Source organism: Mycobacterium sp. THU-M104, assembly GCF_049197365.1.
Lineage (GTDB): Bacteria > Actinomycetota > Actinomycetes > Mycobacteriales > Mycobacteriaceae > Mycobacterium.
Window position 1 is genome coordinate 1 of sequence record NZ_JBMIOP010000131.1, and the last position, 18,933, is coordinate 18,933.

Consider the following 18,933-nt stretch of genomic DNA (forward strand, 5'->3'; position numbering starts at 1 on the left):
CCCCAAGACCAGGCCTGGATCGAGACCCTGTTCGGACACGTCAAGGGCGAATGGCCGCACCTGGAGAAGATCCGCGACGGCGCCGAACTCGACGCCGAACTCGCCCGCGTCCAGATCCACTACAACACCGTGCGGCTCTCGGCCGCCATCGGCTACGTCACCCCATGCGACGAACACGAAGGACGCGGTGACGCCATCCGCCAAGCTCGCCGCGACGGGCTCGTCCGGGCACGCGCCGACCGCATCAACTACCGTCGACACCTGAAGGAAACCCAACCATGATCACGCACCGCTCTTGTCTGGGTATTTCGAACCACGAATGCCTCATTAAGTCAGACACACCTCAGACCAACGCTGTGGCCACCCTCGCAACCTGGTGGCGTATCACCGGATCCGGCGCCTACCCAACGGCGAGTCGGCTGCTGATCTGCGCAGACGGCGGCGGCTCCAATGGCTACCGCACCCGGTTGTGGAAGACCGAACTGGCCCGCTTCGCCGACGAGACCGGCCTGGCCATCACCGTCTGTCACCTGCCGCCTGGCACGTCGAAGTGGAACAAGATTGAACACCGGCTGTTCTCCCACATCTCGATGTGGCCTTGGCGCTGAGATGCGCACACGGCGCCCAGCATCGCATCGTGGCTGGTGGCGACGGTGCACCCGAATCCTGCCGGTCGAGGTCCCCGTTCTTGTCGGTGGCCGGACATAGGCTCGCGGTGCCCTGACAGCCACGCAATCCGAGAGGGGGTCGCAGGCATGCGATTCCTGCACACCGCCGATTGGCAGCTGGGGATGACCCGGCATTTTCTCGCCGGTGACGCCCAGCCGCGGTACTCGGCCGCACGCCGCGACGCGGTGGCCGGCCTGGGCGCGCTGGCAGCCGAGGTCGACGCCGAGTTCGTCGTGGTAGCCGGCGACGTCTTCGAACACAACCAGCTCGCCCCCCAGGTAGTCGGCCAGTCCCTGGAAGCCATGCGCGCCATCGGCATTCCCGTATACCTGCTGCCGGGCAACCACGATCCCCTCGATGCCTCGTCGGTCTACACCAGCGCGCTGTTCACCGCCGAACACCCGGACAACGTCACCGTCCTCGACCGGGCAGGTGTGCACGAGGTCCGGCCCGGGCTGGAGATCGTCGCCGCACCGTGGCGGTCCAAGGCGCCGACCACCGACCTGGTCGCCGACGTGCTGGATGGTGTGGCCCCGGATGCGGCCACCCGGATCCTGCTCGCCCACGGCGGTGTCGACGCACTCGACCCCGATCGCGACAAGCCCTCGCTGATCCGGCTCGCCCGGCTCGACGATGCGCTGGCCCGGGGCGTCGTGCACTACGTGGCACTGGGCGACAAGCATTCGCTCACCCGGGTCGGCGGCAGTGGCCGGATCTGGTACTCCGGTTCCCCGGAGGTCACCAGCTTCGACGACGTCGAACCCGACCCTGGCCATGTGCTGATCGTCGACATCGACGAGACCGACCCGCGACGGGCCGTCACCGTGGACTCCCGGCGGGTGGGCCGCTGGCGGTTCGCCACGCTGCGCCGCCAGGTCGACAACAGTCGCGACATCGCTGATCTTGACCGCGATCTGGACCTGATGACCGCCAAGGACCGGACGGTGGTGCGGCTCGCGCTGGCCGGTTCGCTGACCGTCACCGACCGCGCCGCACTGGACGCCTGTCTGGACAAATACGCGCGGTTGTTCGCCTGGCTCGGGCTTTGGGACCGGCATACCGACCTGGCCGTCATCCCCGCCGACGGCGAGTTCACCGATCTGGGCATCGGCGGGTTCGCCGCCGCGGCCGTCGAGGAACTGGTGGCGACGGCGCGCGAGGGCGATACCGACTCCGCCGCCGATGCGCAGGCGGCACTCGCGCTGTTGCTGCGACTGGCCGACCGGGGGGCGGCATGAAGCTGCACCGGCTGGTCCTGACGAACTACCGTGGCGTCGCGCACCGGGAAATCGCGTTTCCCGACCACGGTGTGGTCGTGGTGTGCGGCGCCAACGAGATCGGCAAGTCGTCGATGATCGAGGCGCTCGACCTGCTGCTGGAATACCGGGACCGGTCGACGCGAAAGGAAGTCAAGCAGGTGAAGCCCGCCCACAGCGACGTGGGCTCGGAGGTCAGCGCCGAGATCAGCTGCGGTCCTTATCGTTTCGTCTATCGCAAGCGGTTCCACAAGAAGTTCGAGACGGAGCTGACTGTGCTGGCGCCGCACCGCGAGCAGCTGACCGGCGACGAAGCCCACGAGCGGGTCACGGCGATGCTGGCCGAGACGGTGGACGCCGACCTGTGGCGTGCCCAGCGGGTGTTGCAGAGCGCGTCGACCACCGCGGTGAATCTGTCGGGCTGCGATGCGCTGTCGCGTGCGCTGGACGTCGCCGCCGCGCATTCGGGCGCCGACGCGGCCCTGTCGGGGACCGAGCCGCTCCTGGTCGAGCGGATCGAGGCCGAGTACGGCCGCTACTTCACCCCGACCGGGCGCCCCACCGGGGAGTGGGCCAACGCGATCTCTCGGCTCGCGAAGGCCGAGGCGGAGGTGGTGGTCTGCGCGGCCGCCGTCGCCGAGGTCGACGAGCGGGTGCGCCGCCACGCCGCGCTGACCGAGCAGGTCGCCGAGTTGTCCCAGCAGCGGATGGCCGCCGGGCCGCGCCTGGCCGCCGCACGGGCCGCGGCCGACACCGTCGCCGAGCTCACCGCGCAGGCCCGCGAGGCCCAGCTGGTCGCCGCGGCGACGGGTGCGACGAGCGCCGCCGCAGCCGCCGCCCACGACGGGCGCGCCGTGCTGCTCACCGAAATCGCGGCCCGCACGGCAACCGTCACCACCGCTGAGGCCGCGGCGCGCGAAGCCGCCGAGGCGCAGGCGGCGGCGCGCGACGCCGCCGACGCCGCCGATGCTGCGGCCGAAGCCGCGACGGAGGTTCTGCTGGATGCGCAACGCCGCGTCGATGTTGCCCGAGGCGCCGTGGACGGGATCGCCGAGCGCGAGGAGGCCGACCGGCTGCGGGCCCGGCTGGCCAAGATCGAGGCTCTCCACACTGACCGTGACCGGATCTGTGAACAGCTTTCCACGGTCGTGGTCACCGAGCAGGTGCTCCGGCGAATCGAGGATGCCGCGGCCGCGGTCGACCGCATCGGTGGTCAGCTGACACTGATCTCGGCCGTGGTCGAGTTCACCGCGGCCGCCGCCGTCGAACTGTCCGCCGGTGACCAACGAGTGTCGCTGTCGGCAGGTGAAAGCTGGTCGATCACCGCGACCGGCCCCACCACGGTCGAGGTGCCCGGCGTGCTGAGCGCGCGGGTCACCCCGGGTGCGGCCGCGCTCGACGTGCAAGCCGAACATGCCGCGGCCCGACAAGAGCTGACCGCTGCGTTGGCGGGCGGTGCGGTGGCAGACCTCGGCGAGGCGCGCACGGAGGGTCAGCGTCGCCGTGAACTGCAGAACGCCCGCGACCAGTTGAGCGCCACGTTGGCCGGGTTGTGCGGTGACGACGATGTCGACCACTTGCGCGCGCGCCTGACGCAGCTCGGTGCCGCCGGGCGGGACGGGGCCGGCATCCCGGCCATCGATGCCAGTGCGGCCCGTGCCGAACTCGACTCCGCCGAGCAGGCACGCGCAGCCGCGAACGCCGCCTGCGAGACCGCCCGCGAGGCGGCGGCCGCCGCCCGCGCCCGGCTCAACGAATCATCGACGCAGGCAACGGTTTTGCAGAACAAAGCCGAGGCCCAGCGCGCGGAGTTGGCCACGGTCGCCGAGCGGCTGGCCCGGGAGCGGGAGGCGTCCCGCGATGAGGACCTCGCCGCCGGGGCCGAGGCCGGGCGCGTAGCCGCGCAGGCCGCCGAGCGCCGCGTCGCGGAGCTGGCCGAACAGTTGGCCGCCGCGGCGCCCGATGCGGTGGCCGCCGAACTGCAGGCAGCGACCGACGAGGCCGCATCCCTGCACGAGCGCTACGAGGACGCCGCCCGCGCGCTGCGCGAGGTCGGCATCGAACTCTCGGTCATCGGCACCGAGGGCCGCAAAGGCAAACTCGACGCCGCAGAGACCGAACTCGAGCACGCCACTGGCGAGCACGCCCGCATCGGCGGCCGGGCCCGGGCCGCGCAGTTGCTGCGCTCGGTGATGACCCGCCACCGCGAGAACACCCGCCTGCGCTACGTCGACCCCTACCGCAGTGAGCTGCAGCGGCTCGGTCGCCCGGTGTTCGGGCCGACCTTCGAGGTCGACGTCGACCCCGACCTGCGCATTCACACCCGAACCTTGGACGGCGTGACGGTGCCCTACGAATCCCTCTCGGGCGGGGCCAAAGAGCAACTCGGGATCCTGGCCCGGTTCGCCGGCGCCGCGCTGGTCGCCAAGGAGGACACCGTCCCGGTGGTGGTCGATGATGCGCTCGGGTTCACCGATCCCGATCGGCTGGCGACGATGGGGGAGGTGTTCGACATCGTGGGCGAGCACGGGCAGGTGATCGTGTTCACCTGCAGCCCCGACCGCTATGACGGCGTCAAGGGCGCGCACCGCATCGACCTCAACGTATAGCGGGGTCGAAAGGCCCCGAACCGGGCCGCCGCACTGCCATCGGCGGCCCCTCCCGACAGAATAGGGGACCATGGTGGTTCGAGATCGATGACCATGAACGCCAAGCGGCGCCGCACGCACGACAAACTGACCCGACTGCCCGGGGTGCGGCCGGTGCGCCGGCCCGTCTCGCCGGGCAGCGACGAAGAGTTCGACCTCTACTACGTGCGCGCCGGCCGCAAGTCCACCCACCCGCTGGTGATCATCCCGGGTGGCCCGGGCGTGGCCTCGGTGCTGATGTACCAGGGCTTCCGGCGGCGTGCCGCCGCGGCCGGCCTCGACGTCATCATGATCGAGCACCGCGGGGTGGGCATGTCGCGCCACGACGACTCCGGCGCCGACCTGCCGCCCGAGGCGATCACCGTCGAGCAGGTCGTCGACGACGTCGCCGGCGTGCTCGAGGACGCCCGCGTGCACTCGGCCGTCCTCTACGGCGCATCCTACGGAACCTACGTCGCGGCCGGGGTCGGAGTCCGCCATCCCGGGCGGGTGCGGGCGATGGTGCTGGATTCGCCGCTACTGTCACGCCACGACATCGCGCTGGTGCGCGATGCCGTTCGCGGGCTGTTGCTGGGCGGCGACGGACCCGAGACCGCGGCGCTGGCACCGAAGATGCGCACGCTCGTCGAGGCGGGCGTGATGACCGCCTCCGGCGGAGACGTGGCCGCCTGGATGTACGGATACGGCGGCCCCGCCCTGCTCGACCGCCAACTCGACCTCTTGCTCGACGGTCGAATGTTGCTGTGGCGCGCACTGTTGCGGTCCACCGCGATACTCAACCGAAAGGTGCCATACCGTTTCGAGGCCGATCTGGTCAGCCGCATCGCATTCCGTGAACTCGACTACGCCGCCGAGCCCGACGGCCTGCCGCTTGATCCTGCGGTGGCGCTGCGTGAAACCCTCACCCCGACAACGGTGTTCGAGGTAGAGCCGTTCGACCTGGTGGCCGAGATGCCGAAGTTCGCCTGGCCTACGGTGCTGATCTCCGGCGACCGCGACCTGATCACCCCGCCGACGGTGGCCGAGCGCATCGCATCGCTGATACCCGATGCGGCGCTGCTGAGGCTGCCGACGATGGCGCACAGCGCGCTGGACTTTCGCGAGCCCGCGGCCCTGTCCGTCGCAGCCGCGGTGTGGCGCGGCAAAGCCGACTCGCTCGTCGGCCGGGCTCGCGAGCTGGACGCGCTCCCGCCGCGGACTGGGGTGCGGCTGCTGTGGAAAGCGGTCGATACGGCCGCGGCCGTGGAGGCTGGGTTGCCATATCCGGCGCCCCTGCTCCGCCGGCTCAGGACCGCATGAAACCGATCGCGGTGTAATCCAGGTCGGCCAGACCCGGGGCGCCGAAATTGGCCAGCGTGCTGCGCACCGCCACGTCGCCCGGCGACTGGGTCAACGGCAGGCTGAATCCCTCGGCCCAGATGAGCTTGTCGAGGTCGTTGGCCAGCGCCCGTGCCCTGGCGGGATCGAGTTCTTCGAGCGTACGCTCGATCGCGGCGTCGATCCGCGGGCTCCCGATCTTGCCGAAGTTGCTCGCGCCGTCGGACTGGTAGATCTGGGTCAGCGACGACAGCGGGAATGCGTCGCCCAGCCAGCCGAACTGCGCGATGTCGAAGTCCCCGACGTTGACGTAGTTGCTGAAGAAGCCGCTGCCCGAGCGGGCCACCAGGTCGAGCTTGACCCCGATCTGAGCCAGGCTGTGCTGGGCGATCTGGGCGAAGGCCCGCGAACCCTGCGCGTCATAGAACAAATCGCGGATCAAAAGTTGGTGCCCGTCCTTCTCCCGGAACTGGCCGTTGAGTTTCCAGCCCAGCGCGTCGAGCTCGCGTCGCGCCGCGGCCGGGTCATACGGGACGACGGCGCTGTTGTCCTGGTAGCCCTGCTGGCCCGCGACGTAGATGTGATTACCCAGTGCCACCGGGTCGGTGGTGAGCCCGTACTGGACGACCTTGGCGATGGTCTGCCGGTCGATGCCCTGGGACACGGCGATGCGCAGCGCCTTGTCGGCCAGGATCGATCCCCGCGCCCCGTTGAACGTGAAGTGCGACCAGCTCGGGGCGGGCGCACGACGGATCGAGATGCCCGTGGTGTGTTGCGCGATCGCCAGCTGGTCCACCGTCGCGATGCCGGTGGCGTCGATCGTGTCGTTCTGCAGCGCGGGCAACCGCGCGGCGTCGTCGAGCACCAGATAAGTGATGGCGTCCAGCCGCGGCCGTGGCCCCCACCATGTGGGATTGCGCGTCAACACGATTCGTTGCGTGGTCCGGTCGAGGACCGAAACGATGAACGGGCCCGCCGACGGGCCGGGCCCGGACAGCTGACCTTTGTTGAAGGCCTCGGGTGTGGCGGTCATGCTGGCGGGCAGCAACATGCCGTTGCCGGCGAACATGCCGCGCCACTCGGCGTAGGGCTTGGCGAAGGTCATGATCGCCTGCCGGTCGTCGACCCCGCGGGTCACCGACGCGACGCGATCAGCGCCGCCGGGCCCGGCGATCTCGAACGCCTTGTCGGCGCCGGACAGGGCGTGGATCTGGCTGGCGATGTCGCGCCAGGTGATCGGTGTGCCATCCGACCACACCGCGCGTGGGTTGATCGTGTAGGTGACCACCTGAGGCGAAGTTCCGGTGAGTTCGACGCTGGTGAAGTAGTTGGTGTCGACGGTCGTCGAGCCGTCGGGACCGATGACGAACGCCCGCGGCAGCGTGGCCTTCATCATTGAGGCCACCTCGGCCGAATTGCCGTCGATGTGCAGGATGTTGAAGTTGGGCGGGAAGTCGCTGAGCGCCAGCTTCAGGTTGCCCCCGTCGCGCAGCGTGGCGGGATTGTGCGGGTTGACGTCACTGCTCGAGCCGAGCCGGGCCTTCATGGCGTTCTCAGGTGCCAGGTTGATCGCCGAGCAGCCGGAGACCACCAGCGCGACGGCAAGGCAAGCCGCCACCAGCCCTGAGCCCTGCGATCGAGCCTGCGCCCACCGCACCCGTCCGCCCCGAATCGACGCACTGGACGCAGTCTGGGCGTCGTGAGCGCGGGTTCGGCTCCGGTGCAAGCGGCTAGCCACGCCTGCTCGGATCCGGTTGCGGCACCGCGCCCAGCAGCCGGCGCGTGTACTCGTGCTGCGGGTCACCGAAGATCTGCGCACTCTCGCCCTGTTCGACGATTTTGCCGGCGTGCATCACGACCACGTCGTGGGCCAGATGCTTGACCACCGAAAGGTCGTGGGAGACGAACAGATACGACAACCCGAATCGCTCCTGCAGGTCGAGCAGCAGATTGATGATCCCCGCCTGGATGGAGACGTCGAGGGCCGATACCGGTTCGTCGAGCGCCAGGATCTTGGGCTGCAAGGCCAGCGCCCTGGCGATGCCGATGCGCTGCTTCTGCCCGCCGGAGAACTCGGCGGGGTAGCGGGCCGCGTCGGCGTGGCGCAATCCCACGATGCCCAACAGCTCCGCCACCCGTGCATTAGTATCGGCCTTGTCGAAACCGTTGGCGCGCAACGGCTCGGCGATTAGTTCGAAGACCGGGAGCCGCGGGTCCAGGGAGGCGACCGGGTCCTGGAACACGACCTGGATGTCGCGGCGCAGCGCCCGCCGGCTCGTGGGGCTCAGCGCGGCGACGTCGCTGCCGAGTACCTCGATCGAGCCCGATTGCGGCCCAACCAGTTCCAGGATCTCGTGCAGTGTGGTCGACTTGCCCGAGCCGGACTCGCCGACGATGCCCAGCGTGCGGCCCTTCCTCAGTTCGAAGCTGACCCCGTCGACGGCGCGCACCTCGCCGACCGTGCGACGCAGCAGCACGCCCTTGGTCAGCGGGTAGGTCTTGACCAGGTCGCGGACCCGCACGACGACCGCGGAGTCGCCGGGTTCTGCAGCCCGGGCAGCGGTCTGGATCCCGTAGATGTCTGCGGCGCTGCGCCCGTCGACCTGGTCGGTGCGGATGCAGGCGGCCCGGTGCTCAGGCCCGACCAACACCAGATCCGGCTCCTCCGCGCGGCATTCGTCGATCACCAGCGGGCAGCGCGGAGCGAAAGGGCAGCCCGGCTCCAGGCTGACCAGCGACGTCGGCGCGCCGGGGATGGGCACGAGCCGGGTGCCCTGCGCGGCATCCAGCCGCGGGACCGAGCCCAGCAGGCCCACGGTGTAGGGCATCTGGCGATCGCGGTAGAGGTCGTGCACCGCCGCGGACTCGACGACCCGGCCCGCGTACATCACCAGCGCCCGGTCGGCGAACTCGGCCACCACCCCGAGGTCGTGGGTGATGATCAGCACCCCGGCGCCGGTGATGTCGCGTGCGGTCTTAAGCACCTCGAGGATCTGCGCCTGCACGGTGACATCGAGGGCAGTGGTGGGCTCGTCGCAGATCAGCAGGTCGGGATCGTTGGCGATCGCGGTGGCGATCACCACCCGTTGCCGCTCGCCGCCGGAGAGCTCGTGCGGGAAGGCGCGGGCGCGCCGCTCGGGCTGTGCTATCCCGACCAGTTCGAGCAGTTCCACCGCGCGCCGCCGGGCGGCCCCGCGCTCGCCGCGCGGCTGGTGGACCTCGATCGCCTCGGCGATCTGGTCGCCCACGGTGTAGACCGGCGTCAGCGCGGACATCGGATCCTGGAACACCATTCCGACCGACTTGCCGCGGAACCGCGACATCTCCGCGTCGGCGAGGCCCAGCAGTTCGGTGCCCTGCAACCGCACCGAGCCGCGCACCCGGGCGTACTCCGGCAGCAGCCCCACGACGGCCATCGCGGACACGGACTTGCCCGAGCCCGACTCGCCCACCATGGCCACGACCTCGCCCGCGTCCACGCTGTAGCTGATGCCGCGCACCGCGGTCACCGGCCCGCCGTCGGCCGGGAAGGTGACTGCCAGATCGGTCACCTCCAGCAGCGGGCTCACCGGGCGCCGCCCCGCAACGTCGCGCTGCCGGGGTCCAGCGCGTCACGCAGACCGTCGCCGGTCAGGTTGGCGCACATCAGGATCAGCACCAGCACCCCGGCCGGGAACAGGAAGACCCACGGGAACGTGGTCGCTGACTGGGTGCCGTTGGCGATCAGACTGCCCAGCGAGACGTCCGGCGGCTGGATGCCGAAACCGAGATAGCTCAGGCCGGTTTCGGCCAGGATGGCCGAGGCGACGTTCAGCGCGGCGTCGATGATCAGGATGGACGCCACGTTGGGCACCACGTGCCCGACGATGATCCGGCGGCTGGTCACCCCCATATACCGTGCCGCCCGGATGAATTCGCGCTCGCGCAGGCTCAGTGTCATGCCTCGCACCATGCGCGAGCTGACCATCCAGCCGAAGCCGGCCAGCAACAGCACCAGCATCAGGATGCTCGCCGAGTTCTTGGTTCGCGGGGTGACGATGGCGATCAGGATGAACGCGGGCACCACCAACATCAGGTCGACAACCCACATCAGCACCCGGTCCCGCCAGCCGCCGAAATACCCCGCGACCGAGCCCACGGTGGCGGCGATGCCGGTGGAGATGACCGCGACACAGACTCCGATCAGCATCGACTTCTGCATGCCGCGCACGATCTGGGCCAGCAGGTCCTGGCCCATCGCGTTGGTGCCCAGCCAGTGCCGGGTGTCGGGCGGCTGCAGCAGGGCGTTGAAATCGAGGTCCTGATACGAATACGGCAGCAGCGGGGGCAGCGTGTAGCAGCCCATGAACAGCAGTGCCAGCAGCGTCAGCGAGACCATCGCGCCCCGGTTGCGGGCGAACCGTCGCAGCACCAGGGTGCGGTGCGAGGTGAACTCCGGTGCGTCGGCGCTCACGACACCCGCACTCTCGGGTCCAGCGCGGCGTAGAAGACGTCGGAGAGCAGCCCGGCCAGCAGCACCACGGTGCCGGAGAACAAGGTGATGGCGGCGATGATGTTGGTGTCCTGGGTCGCGATGCCCTGCACCAGCCACTCGCCCATCCCGTGCCAGCCGAAGATCTTCTCGACGAACACCGCGCCGGTGACCAGCCCGGCGACCCCGTAGGCGAACAGGGTGGCCAGGGGGATCAGCGCGGTGCGCAGACCGTGTTTGACCAGCGCGCGCCGGCGGGTGAGCCCCTTGGCGCGGGCGGTGCGGATGAAATCCTGGCCCAGCACGTCGAGCATGGCGTTGCGCTGATACCGGCTGTAGCCGGCGGCGGCGCCCAGCGCCAGCGTCATCGACGGCAGGACCAGGTGCCGCAGCCGGTCGAGCAGGTGCGCCCAGGTGCCACCCCGTATCCCCGGCGACGTCTCCCCGGTGTAGTCGAACAGGTGCATGTCCAGCGCCCAGTTCACCCGCAGCGCCCCGAGGATCAGCAGGTTGGCGATGACGAAGGTCGGAGTGCTCAGTATCAGCAATGCCACGGTGGTGACGAGCCGGTCGCTGAGCCGGTACTGGCGGATGGCGCCCCACGCGCCGGCCACCACACCGAGCGCGGTGCCCACGACCGAGCCGATGACCAGCAGTCGCAGGGTGACGCCGACGCGGCGCCACAGCGTGGAGCCGACGGGTTGGCCGGTGACGGTGGTCCCGAAGTCACCCCGCACGGCGTGCGCGGCCCAGTCGGCGTAGCGGATCGGGACCGGCTTGTCCAGGCCGAGGGCGTGGGCCTTGGCGTCGATCACCGCCTGCGGCGGCCGGGGGTTGCGCTGCAGCAGGCTGTCCAGCGGCCGGAAGGCGAAGGAGGTCAGGCAATAGGTGAGGAAGGACGCCAGCGCCAGCAGCACGACATAGTTGAGCAACCGGCGCGCCAGGAAGCGGATCATGCCCGGCCGGCCCGTCCTGGTCGCATGGTGACAGGCTATCGAGCCGGGGCGCGGCAGCGCGGTGGCAACGCCGGACCCGGCCTCTGCCACGTGGATGTAGCATGCATCACACGACGTCCGGCGTCACTGTGAGGGAGGCTGACGTGACGGTCACCGACGACTATCTGGCCCACAATGCCGGCTACGCGAGCTCGTTCACGGACCCGCTTCCCATGCCGCCGAGCAAACACGTCGCGATCGTGGCGTGCATGGACGCCCGGCTCGACATCTACCGCATGCTGGGCGTCGCCGAGGGTGAGGCCCACGTCATCGGTAACGCTGGGGGCGTGGTCACCGACGACACGATCCGCTCGCTGGCCATCAGCCAGCGGTTGCTGGGCACCCGCGAGGTCATGCTGATCCATCACACCGACTGCGGCATGCTGACGTTCACCGACGCCGACTTCCGGCGCGCCATCGCCGCAGAGACGGGCGTCAAACCACCGTGGGCGCCCGAGGCCTTTGCCGACGTGGCCGAGGACGTGCGGCAGTCGTTGCGCCGCATCGAGATCAGCCCGTTCGTCACCAAGCAGGTGTCCCTGCGTGGGTTCGTCTTCGACGTCGCCACCGGGAAGCTCGATGAGGTCACGCGGTAACTAATGGTGTGTCAGCGTTCAGCTGCCCGAGCCGTAAGGACGGGTCAGGATCTCCATGGTGTGTCCGGCGGGATCCAGGAAATAGACACCGCGTCCGCCGTCGTTGTGGTTGATCTCGCCGGGCCGGCTCTGCCGCGGGTCGGCCCAGTGCAGTAGGCCGCGTGAGCGGATCTTGCCGTAGATCGCGTCGAAATCCTGCTCGGCGACCAAAAACGCGTAGTGCTGGCGCGTGATGTCCTCGCCGGGGGCGACGTCGGTGTAGTCGAGACTGACGCCGTGCTCGAGTGCGACAACCATGAAGTGGCCGAACGGTTTTGGGCTGGGCAGTCCGAACAGTTCGGTGAGGAATTCCGCGGACTTGTGCTTGTCGCGGGCCGCGACAATGGTGTGGTTGAAGCTGATGGTCATGGTGGTTACCTCCGAACTTCGTCCCGCGATCGTGCGTGCCGGTGCACAGACACGCGTTCGCGGCTGTCACTGTGCGCATCCTCGCGGCGACAACTCATTCGACTACTTTGGCGCGGTGAGTTCCAGGGCGATGTTGTCGGGATCGCGGAACTGCAGGATGTATGACGGCCCGATGTCCTTGACCGTCTCATGGGGCACGCCGATCTGATCGAGATGGGCTGCCGCAGAGTCGATTTCGTACCTGCTGGCGAGCCGGAACGCGATGTGGTCCAGCCCGGTGCGGTCCTCGTCGAAGCGGTCGGCGCCGACGGGGCGCAGCCCGAGCAATGTGCCGCCGAGGTCGTAGATGACACCCCCGAACAGAAAACCCAGGCGGTTGCGGGTCGCTTCGTCGGCATTGTCGGGAACCTCCAGCAGGACCGGCCATCCGAACACGCTCTCGTAGAACCGTCGCGACCGCTCGATGTCGGTGACGGTCAGCCGCACGTGCGCGATGGAGGTGCTGCTCGAACCCACACGGATGATGCTGCCAGAATCGGCGCTGTGCAGGTAGCGATGACGATGCCGGTGATGGAGCCCGACCTGGATGCGACGCTCTTGCGGGGCTGGGCGCGCACCGTCGACGAGGGCCCGTTCTCATCGCTGTGCTGGGGCGAGCGGATCGCGTTCGACAATCCGGACAACCTGACGCTGCTGGGCGCGCTGGCGGCCTGGACGAATCGGGTGCGGCTGCTGACGACCGTCATCGTCCCCCAACTGCACGACCCGGTCATGCTGGCCAAGGGCCTGGCCACCGGCGACATGCTCAGCGGCGGGCGGCTGAGCGCGGGCATCGGCGTCGGCGGCAGGCACGAGGACTACCAGGCCGTGGGCGCCGACCCGGCGACGCAGACGATGCGCGACATGGCCGAACGCGTGGCGGTGATGAAGCGGGTGTGGGCGGGGGAGAAGGTCACCGATTCGGTGCTGCCCGTCGGGCCGGCGCCGGTGCAGCCGGGTGGCCCGCCGCTGCTCGTGGGCAGCATCGGACCCAAGACCATCCGTAGCGCCGCGGCCTGGGCTGACGGGCTGGCCGGCACCACCTTGGATCTCGATGTCGCCAAGCAGAACGAGCTGTTCGATGTGGCGCGGCAGGCCTGGGCGCAGGCCGGCAAGCCCAAACCCCACCTGATGACGTCGTTCTGGTTCGCGTTCGGCCCGCCCGAGCAGGCCCGCGCACAGGTGCACCGTCATCTACGGCGCTACATGAACTGGATACCGGCAGAGTACGTCGACGCGATGGCGCCGACGACCGGCTGGGCCGGCACCGAGGAGCAGCTCCTGGACGTGCTGCGCAGGTTCTCCGACATCGGCACCGACGAGGTCCAGCTCATTCCGACCAGTTCGGAGCTCGACCAGCTCCGGCGCGCCGCCGATGTGGCCGCGAGGCTCTAGCTGGCGCGCTCGTCGACGCTGGTGGGGGCCGGCGGCTGGCCCTTGCGCAGCGTGGCCAGCAGCTCCCGGTACGGCCCGACGAGGTAGACGGTGTCCCCGGCGCGCAGCCAGGCGTCGCGCCGCGGATGCAGGTTGACGGGCGTGTCGTGTCGGGTGATCGCGATGACGCGGGTTCGCGTGGACAGTTCGAACATGCGCAGCCCGTCGAGTTCGCTGCCGGCCGCCACGTGCATGGCGCCGACCATGAAGGACCGCTGCCCGACCGAGAAGGTGCCGAGCACCTGCAGGCCCATCGCAGCGCCGATGAACCACGGCACGGCCAGGTCGACGGTCGAGCGGACATGTTCGAATCCGAACCGCTGCGCGACCGCGCTGCCCAGTGCCCGGTCGTAGATGCGCAGCACGGTGGGAACGTCGGGCCGATGCACGTGCGGCATCGTCCGAGGTCCCAACATCTCGCGCAGCACGATTCCGGTCTCGATGTTGACCATGTCGTCCTGGGTGAGCACCGCGATCGCGCGGGCGTGTTCGACGCGGGCCGACTCCAGAGTCTGGTGCAGCGTCGCGTCCCCGAAGATCACCGGCACGTCGAGTTGGGCCGCCGACGACAGGAACCGGCTGTTCTCGTCGCGCTCGATCACCGCTACGTCGTAGCCGGCGGTGGTCAGATCGCTCACGACGCGGATGCCGAACGAACCCAGGCCCACCACGACGATGTGGTTGCGCAGATGGCGGGCCTGCCGGCGTCCGGCCGAGTGGGCGAAGCGGCGCGACAGCAACAAGTCGGCGATGAACGCGACCAGCAGCGCGGTCGTGGTCACACCGGCGAACATCAACATGATGCTGAACAGTCGCAGCCACATCGGCTGGTGCAGGAAGCTGAAGTCGCCGTATCCCACCGTGGCGATCGTCTCGGTGCTGAAGTACAGCGCGTCGATCCACGTCATGCCCGGCGGGGTCTGGTAGGTGAAGCGCAACACCGCGGTCGAGCCGATCCACAACGTCAGCGCGGCAGCCAGCGCGCGATAGAACATCGGGTTGACGTCATTGCGCAGGGTGCGGGCGGCGTCGAACACGCGCCGCAATCGCGGCCGGTGGGTGCGCGTGCGGTTGGTCCGGGGTGTCCTGATGCCGCAGCAGGCCAGCTCCTCGGGGGTGCCGACCACCACGGTCAGGTCTCCGGCCAGTACCCGCAGATCCCGGCCCGGGCATGCCACGACCGTGCCGGGCGTCTCGGAGTTCTTGCCGTGGATGACCGCCACCGGCGCCAGATCGCCGTAGAGGTCGCGGAGTCTGCCGTCACGCGGCGCTTCGGCGTCGGAGACGACGAACTCGATGCCCGCCGCTTGGATCGGGTGCGCCTTACGGGACAGGCAGGCCTCCACGACCGACGGTGCTGCGAGGTCGGCGACGTCGAGGATCGCGCCGGGGCCGTTGTCGTCGGCCACCGCCTCGCGGAGCACGCCATTGGCCAGCCGCGCCACCACGCGCACGTCCGGGTTGGCTTTGCGCGCCAGCAGCGCGATCTCGAGGTTGGTCGCGTCGTCGTCGCCGGCGCAGACGACCGCGGCGGCCGCGGATATGCCGGCGGCGTGCAGGTCGGCCGGGCTGGCGAGCTGGACGATGCTCACGCCGGCGTTGTTGAGCTCCTCGACGATCGTCGTGGCCAGTGAGTCCTCGCCGCTGACGATGATGTGACGGCGCATGGTCACGCGCGTTTCGAGGTCGGCTCGTCCGGCATGAAACCCCACCTCTGGCGGTATCGGTGTTCGCTGATTGCTATGACTATCGGACACCACGCCGATTTGTGCCACTGAAGCGCCCGGACGCGATACTGGTCTGGTGCCCATCATCGAACGCCTCGCGTCGCGCGAGATCTACCGGAACTCGTGGCTGTCGATCCGCGAGGACGACATCCGGTTCCCGGACGGCACACCGGGCATCTACAGCGTGGTGGACAAGCCGGACTACGCGCTGGTGATGCCCTATGACGGGGACCGCTTCCGGCTCGTCGAACAGTTCCGGTATCCGCTCGGTGTGCGGTGCTGGGAGTTCCCCCAGGGCACCGCGGCCGAGGATCTCGAGCCGGCCGAGCTGGCCGAGCGGGAGCTGCGCGAGGAGACCGGCCTGCGCGCGGCGTCGTTCGAGGCGCTGGGCCGCATCGACACGGTGCCCGGGATGACCAGTCAGCGCGGCTGGGTGTTCCTGGCCACCGGGATCGTCGAAGGGGAGCACGATCGCGAGCCCGAGGAGCAGGACATGCGCGATGCCTGGTTCTCCCGCGACGACGTCGAGCAGATGATCCGCTCGGGGGTGATCGCCGACGCGCAGTCGCTGGCCGCCTACAGCCTGTTCCTGTTGCGCCGGCCATGAAGCGTTCGGCGAGCAACCGGCTGTCGACCGGCGCGACCGTCCCGGTGCGCCGGTGGGAGACGATCACCGGCCAGTCGTTGTCGATACCGGCGGCGAGCGGCACCACGCACCTGCAGTTTCGCCGATTCGCCGGGTGCCCCATCTGCAGCCTGCACCTGCGCGGATTCGCCGACCGGCACGCCGAGCTCGCCGGCGCCGGGATCACCGAGGTGGTGTTCTTCCATTCCCCGGCCGATGCGCTGCGCGGCTACCAGGCGTTGTTGCCGTTCGCGGTGGTCGCCGACCCCGACAAGGCGATCTACCGCGAATTCGGGGTCGAAACCAGCCTGCGCGCCGTCGCCGACCCGCGTTCGTGGTCCTCGGCGTTGCGCGGGTATCGGGCCATGCTCGACCACCGCGGCGACCCCGACTATGGCGGCGTTGGATCGAACGACGGCACAACGCATTTGGGGCTGCCCGCCGACTTCCTCATCGATGCCGACGGAACGGTTCTCGCATTGCGTTACGGCCGGCACGCCGACGACCAGTGGTCGGTCGACGAGTTGCTGGACATCCAGCGCTCGGTGGGCCGGCCATGAGCGCACCGGAGGTCGTCGTCTACTGGCGGCCGGGTTGTCCGTTCTGCTGGCGCCTGCGCGGCGCGCTGCGCCGGCTGGGCCTGCCGACCCGGGAGGTGGACATCTGGGCCGACCCGGACGCCGCCGCGGTGGTCCGCTCCATCGCCGACGGCAACGAGACCGTTCCGACGGTGGTCGTCGGCGACATCGCGATGGTCAACCCGTCGCCGGGCCAGGTGCTCGAGGCTGTCCGCGCCCAGGCTCCCGAACTGCTCGACCAGCTGAGGTCCAGCGGACGATGGTGGTCGGCATTGTGGTCACGGCTGCGGCGCTGACGGGTCAATGCCCGCGCGGTGGCATCCCGGAAAGACATGACGATCCAGGAGACAGCGGTGAGGAAAACCAACCGGGTTTCGCGCATCTGGGCGGGTGTGCTGATTGGCGCCGCGGCCGGCGCCGCGGGCACCACCACACTCAACGTGATCACCTACCTCGACATGGCGATCCGGGGCCGGCCGGCCAGCAGCACGCCTGAGCGGACCGTCGCGGCCATGGCGAAGCTGATCCACCTGACGGTGCCCGGCAGCGGTGACGTGCTGGCGGCCCGGCTTTCCGGACTCGGCGCGCTGACCGGATACACCGCGGGCATCGGCATCGGCGTGATTCTGGGGCTGGCCTACGGGCTCGGCTGGCGGCCCGGGCTCACGACGGGCATCCTGGCCGCCGCCGTGTTCGCGCTGATCGGCACCAACGGGCCGATGACCGTCCTGGGGGTGACCGACCCGCGCACCTGGGGACTCGTAGGCTGGGTCAGCGACCTGGTGCCCCACATCGGTTACGGCGTCGTCACCGCCCTGGTGTTGCACTATGCGTTCACCCGTGTGCCCGAACCCGCGCCACGATTTTCAGGCGTACTCGTCGAGTGAGATCACCAGCGTGGTAGCGGGCGCCGCAATGTCGACGTAGTAGTGACCCGCACCCGGATGCTGACTCATATCGGTGAGTAGTTCGATGATTTCGGCCGCCTTGGCGTGGTCGAGCCGCCACACCGCCGCCGCGTCCTGGAACTGAACCTCGGCCGCGCCGGGTTCGACGAAGAACTGGTGAGTCATCTCGTCGACGTCGAGTCGAGACGACCCCTGTTGTTGTGCTTGGGTGAGCGCCGCGAGGAATGGGGTCACCCCTGCGTTGTCCATGGCCAACAGCACCGCGTCGCGGCCAAAGTAGAACTTCCGAGCCAGTCCGGCGCGAACGGTCATAGTCCTCAAGGGTTCTCACGGGCCAAGCGGGTTCTCGTTGCTCGGCGTCACTTCGTCAGGTACTCGATGAGCGCGCGGCGGACCGTCTCCCCTCTGGTCACACCGTCGATCTCGGAACGCTCGTCGGCGAGGGCCACCAGGTCATCAGGCAGCCGAACCGAATACGTGCGCGCCGCTTCGTCGCCGATCGCGGGACGCCCGCGACGCCGCAGTTTCTCGGCGGGAATCCCCTCCTCGGCTTCGGCGACCAAACGGGCGATGGTGTCCTCGTCCACCGACTCCGGCAATGGCCGCTCGTCGCGCGCCAGCTGTGACGCAGTGGGCGACTTGTCCCGTTTGCCGGTCCTGAACGTCTTCGCGGCGCGCGCCGTATCCTTCTTCGAAGTTGCCATGTCAGTACCTGCCTCCCGTAATGCGGAGGGCTTTGTCAAGTTCGGCCTTCCTGGCCTTCATGCAATGAATCACGAGGTCTTCCTTCGCCTTGCGAAGCACTATCAGTTCGATCAAGACTCCCGTGGCCGTGAACCCGAATGCCCAGGTTCGAGGTGGATCATCGTCGATCACGTCGTAGGAGATGTGTATGTGATTCAGAGCGTGTCGTATGTCGTCCTCGGTGTACTCGCGCTTCAGGGCGGAGTCGTGGACCTTCAGTGGCCTCACTTGATTAACGTAACACGAAATTCCACGGGCCCGCGTCTCTGCTGGTCAGCCTCGGCACGCCATGAGCTCTAGGGTTAAGCCACTTCTCGGGCAGCACCCACGGCAGGGCATCCTCCGGTGTCCAACCCAGGCCCGCGGCCAGCCCTCTGTGAACGCGTCTCTGTCCCGTCCGTGATCGAACGGGACACGGGCACGCTGAAGGCCAGTAACGCCGTCGCGGCACCCCAGCCGTTTCGGGGTCTCACGGTAAAGATTGCTTCAGACGGTGCCCCCGGCAGGATTCGAACCTG

20 protein-coding genes and 1 pseudogene are annotated in these 18,933 nt (G+C 69.1%); 11 read left to right on the top strand and 10 right to left on the bottom strand.

From position 1 onward, the window contains the following. The 5 genes and pseudogenes from ACOJVU_RS11490 to ACOJVU_RS11510 all read left to right on the top strand — a co-directional run. On the top strand, nt 1-282 hold a 282-nt coding region (locus ACOJVU_RS11490; RefSeq protein WP_421529905.1), incomplete at its 5' end, for an integrase core domain-containing protein. A 71-nt stretch (nt 283-353) separates the two neighbouring features. Then, nucleotides 354-605, top strand: a pseudogene (locus ACOJVU_RS11495) (ISAzo13-like element transposase-related protein); the annotation flags it as partial. A gap of 150 nt (nt 606-755) precedes the next feature. Then, the gene (locus tag ACOJVU_RS11500) at nt 756-1,907 is read left to right on the top strand and encodes a metallophosphoesterase family protein (protein ID WP_421529906.1); all 1,152 of its coding nucleotides are present in this window, start codon (nt 756-758) and stop codon (nt 1,905-1,907) included. Beyond that, complete coding sequence (locus tag ACOJVU_RS11505) at nt 1,904-4,534, top strand: AAA family ATPase (protein WP_421529907.1); 2,631 nt, start codon at nt 1,904-1,906, stop codon at nt 4,532-4,534. Before ACOJVU_RS11500 ends, ACOJVU_RS11505 begins: the two co-directional genes overlap by 4 nt. Before the next feature lie 87 nt (nt 4,535-4,621). After that, entirely contained in the window at nt 4,622-5,872 is a 1,251-nt protein-coding gene (locus ACOJVU_RS11510; RefSeq protein ID WP_421529908.1) for an alpha/beta fold hydrolase, read from the top strand. Here ACOJVU_RS11510 and ACOJVU_RS11515 read toward each other — a convergent pair. Genes ACOJVU_RS11515 through ACOJVU_RS11530 form a run of 4 tightly spaced genes read right to left on the bottom strand, consistent with a single transcriptional unit; the run spans nt 5,859 to nt 11,317 of the window. Then, nucleotides 5,859-7,616, bottom strand: a complete 1,758-nt coding sequence (locus ACOJVU_RS11515; RefSeq protein WP_421529921.1) for an ABC transporter family substrate-binding protein — start codon at nt 7,614-7,616, stop codon at nt 5,859-5,861. The two genes, ACOJVU_RS11510 and ACOJVU_RS11515, sit on opposite strands and share 14 nt — an antisense overlap. 4 nt (nt 7,617-7,620) lie before the next feature. Further along, nucleotides 7,621-9,459, bottom strand: coding sequence for a dipeptide ABC transporter ATP-binding protein (locus tag ACOJVU_RS11520; RefSeq protein WP_421529909.1), 1,839 nt, complete (start codon nt 9,457-9,459; stop codon nt 7,621-7,623). Then, entirely contained in the window at nt 9,456-10,343 is an 888-nt protein-coding gene (locus ACOJVU_RS11525; RefSeq protein ID WP_421529910.1) for an ABC transporter permease, read from the bottom strand. The genes ACOJVU_RS11520 and ACOJVU_RS11525 overlap by 4 nt, the downstream gene beginning before the upstream one ends. Beyond that, the gene (locus ACOJVU_RS11530) at nt 10,340-11,317 is read right to left on the bottom strand and encodes an ABC transporter permease (protein ID WP_421529922.1); all 978 of its coding nucleotides are present in this window, start codon (nt 11,315-11,317) and stop codon (nt 10,340-10,342) included. The genes ACOJVU_RS11525 and ACOJVU_RS11530 overlap by 4 nt, the downstream gene beginning before the upstream one ends. Nucleotides 11,318-11,460: 143 nt before the next feature. On the opposite strand from ACOJVU_RS11530, the gene ACOJVU_RS11535 reads away from it, so the two are divergent. Next, nucleotides 11,461-11,952 carry a beta-class carbonic anhydrase gene (locus ACOJVU_RS11535; RefSeq protein WP_421529911.1) on the top strand — a complete coding sequence of 164 codons (492 nt, stop codon included), beginning with the start codon at nt 11,461-11,463 and terminating at the stop codon, nt 11,950-11,952. A gap of 18 nt (nt 11,953-11,970) precedes the next feature. Here ACOJVU_RS11535 and ACOJVU_RS11540 read toward each other — a convergent pair whose 3' ends face one another. Next, on the bottom strand, nt 11,971-12,360 hold the full coding sequence (locus ACOJVU_RS11540; protein WP_421529912.1) for a VOC family protein: 390 nt from the start codon (nt 12,358-12,360) through the stop codon (nt 11,971-11,973). A 102-nt stretch (nt 12,361-12,462) separates the two neighbouring features. Next, entirely contained in the window at nt 12,463-12,876 is a 414-nt protein-coding gene (locus ACOJVU_RS11545) for a VOC family protein (RefSeq protein WP_421529913.1), read from the bottom strand. A 39-nt stretch (nt 12,877-12,915) separates the two neighbouring features. Between ACOJVU_RS11545 and ACOJVU_RS11550 the strand changes: the two genes are divergently transcribed. Further along, entirely contained in the window at nt 12,916-13,794 is an 879-nt protein-coding gene (locus ACOJVU_RS11550; protein ID WP_421529923.1) for an LLM class flavin-dependent oxidoreductase, read from the top strand. Here ACOJVU_RS11550 and ACOJVU_RS11555 read toward each other — a convergent pair. Continuing rightward, nucleotides 13,791-15,500, bottom strand: a complete 1,710-nt coding sequence (locus tag ACOJVU_RS11555; protein ID WP_421529924.1) for an NAD-binding protein — start codon at nt 15,498-15,500, stop codon at nt 13,791-13,793. The genes ACOJVU_RS11550 and ACOJVU_RS11555 overlap by 4 nt on opposite strands. A gap of 136 nt (nt 15,501-15,636) precedes the next feature. Here ACOJVU_RS11555 and ACOJVU_RS11560 point away from each other — a divergent pair, with 136 nt between their 5' ends. Genes ACOJVU_RS11560 through ACOJVU_RS11575 form a run of 4 tightly spaced genes read left to right on the top strand, consistent with a single transcriptional unit; the run spans nt 15,637 to nt 17,650 of the window. Further along, on the top strand, nt 15,637-16,167 hold the full coding sequence (locus ACOJVU_RS11560) for an NUDIX domain-containing protein (protein ID WP_421529914.1): 531 nt from the start codon (nt 15,637-15,639) through the stop codon (nt 16,165-16,167). Further along, on the top strand, nt 16,164-16,745 hold the full coding sequence (locus tag ACOJVU_RS11565; protein WP_421529915.1) for a peroxiredoxin-like family protein: 582 nt from the start codon (nt 16,164-16,166) through the stop codon (nt 16,743-16,745). Before ACOJVU_RS11560 ends, ACOJVU_RS11565 begins: the two co-directional genes overlap by 4 nt. Continuing rightward, nucleotides 16,742-17,059, top strand: a complete 318-nt coding sequence (locus tag ACOJVU_RS11570; protein WP_421529916.1) for a glutaredoxin family protein — start codon at nt 16,742-16,744, stop codon at nt 17,057-17,059. Before ACOJVU_RS11565 ends, ACOJVU_RS11570 begins: the two co-directional genes overlap by 4 nt. Nucleotides 17,060-17,116: 57 nt before the next feature. After that, nucleotides 17,117-17,650: a hypothetical protein gene (locus tag ACOJVU_RS11575; RefSeq protein WP_421529917.1), complete on the top strand. Its 534-nt coding sequence runs from the start codon at nt 17,117-17,119 to the stop codon at nt 17,648-17,650. Here ACOJVU_RS11575 and ACOJVU_RS11580 read toward each other — a convergent pair. From ACOJVU_RS11580 to ACOJVU_RS11590, 3 genes are read right to left on the bottom strand one after another with little or no spacing between them, the layout of a single operon-like run. Beyond that, nucleotides 17,630-17,983 carry a hypothetical protein gene (locus tag ACOJVU_RS11580; RefSeq protein WP_421529918.1) on the bottom strand — a complete coding sequence of 118 codons (354 nt, stop codon included), beginning with the start codon at nt 17,981-17,983 and terminating at the stop codon, nt 17,630-17,632. The two genes, ACOJVU_RS11575 and ACOJVU_RS11580, sit on opposite strands and share 21 nt — an antisense overlap. 47 nt (nt 17,984-18,030) lie before the next feature. Beyond that, nucleotides 18,031-18,375 carry a ribbon-helix-helix protein, CopG family gene (locus tag ACOJVU_RS11585; protein WP_421529919.1) on the bottom strand — a complete coding sequence of 115 codons (345 nt, stop codon included), beginning with the start codon at nt 18,373-18,375 and terminating at the stop codon, nt 18,031-18,033. Between the two features lies 1 nt (nt 18,376). After that, nucleotides 18,377-18,643, bottom strand: a complete 267-nt coding sequence (locus tag ACOJVU_RS11590; RefSeq protein WP_421529920.1) for a toxin — start codon at nt 18,641-18,643, stop codon at nt 18,377-18,379. Nucleotides 18,644-18,933 lie beyond the last annotated feature (290 nt).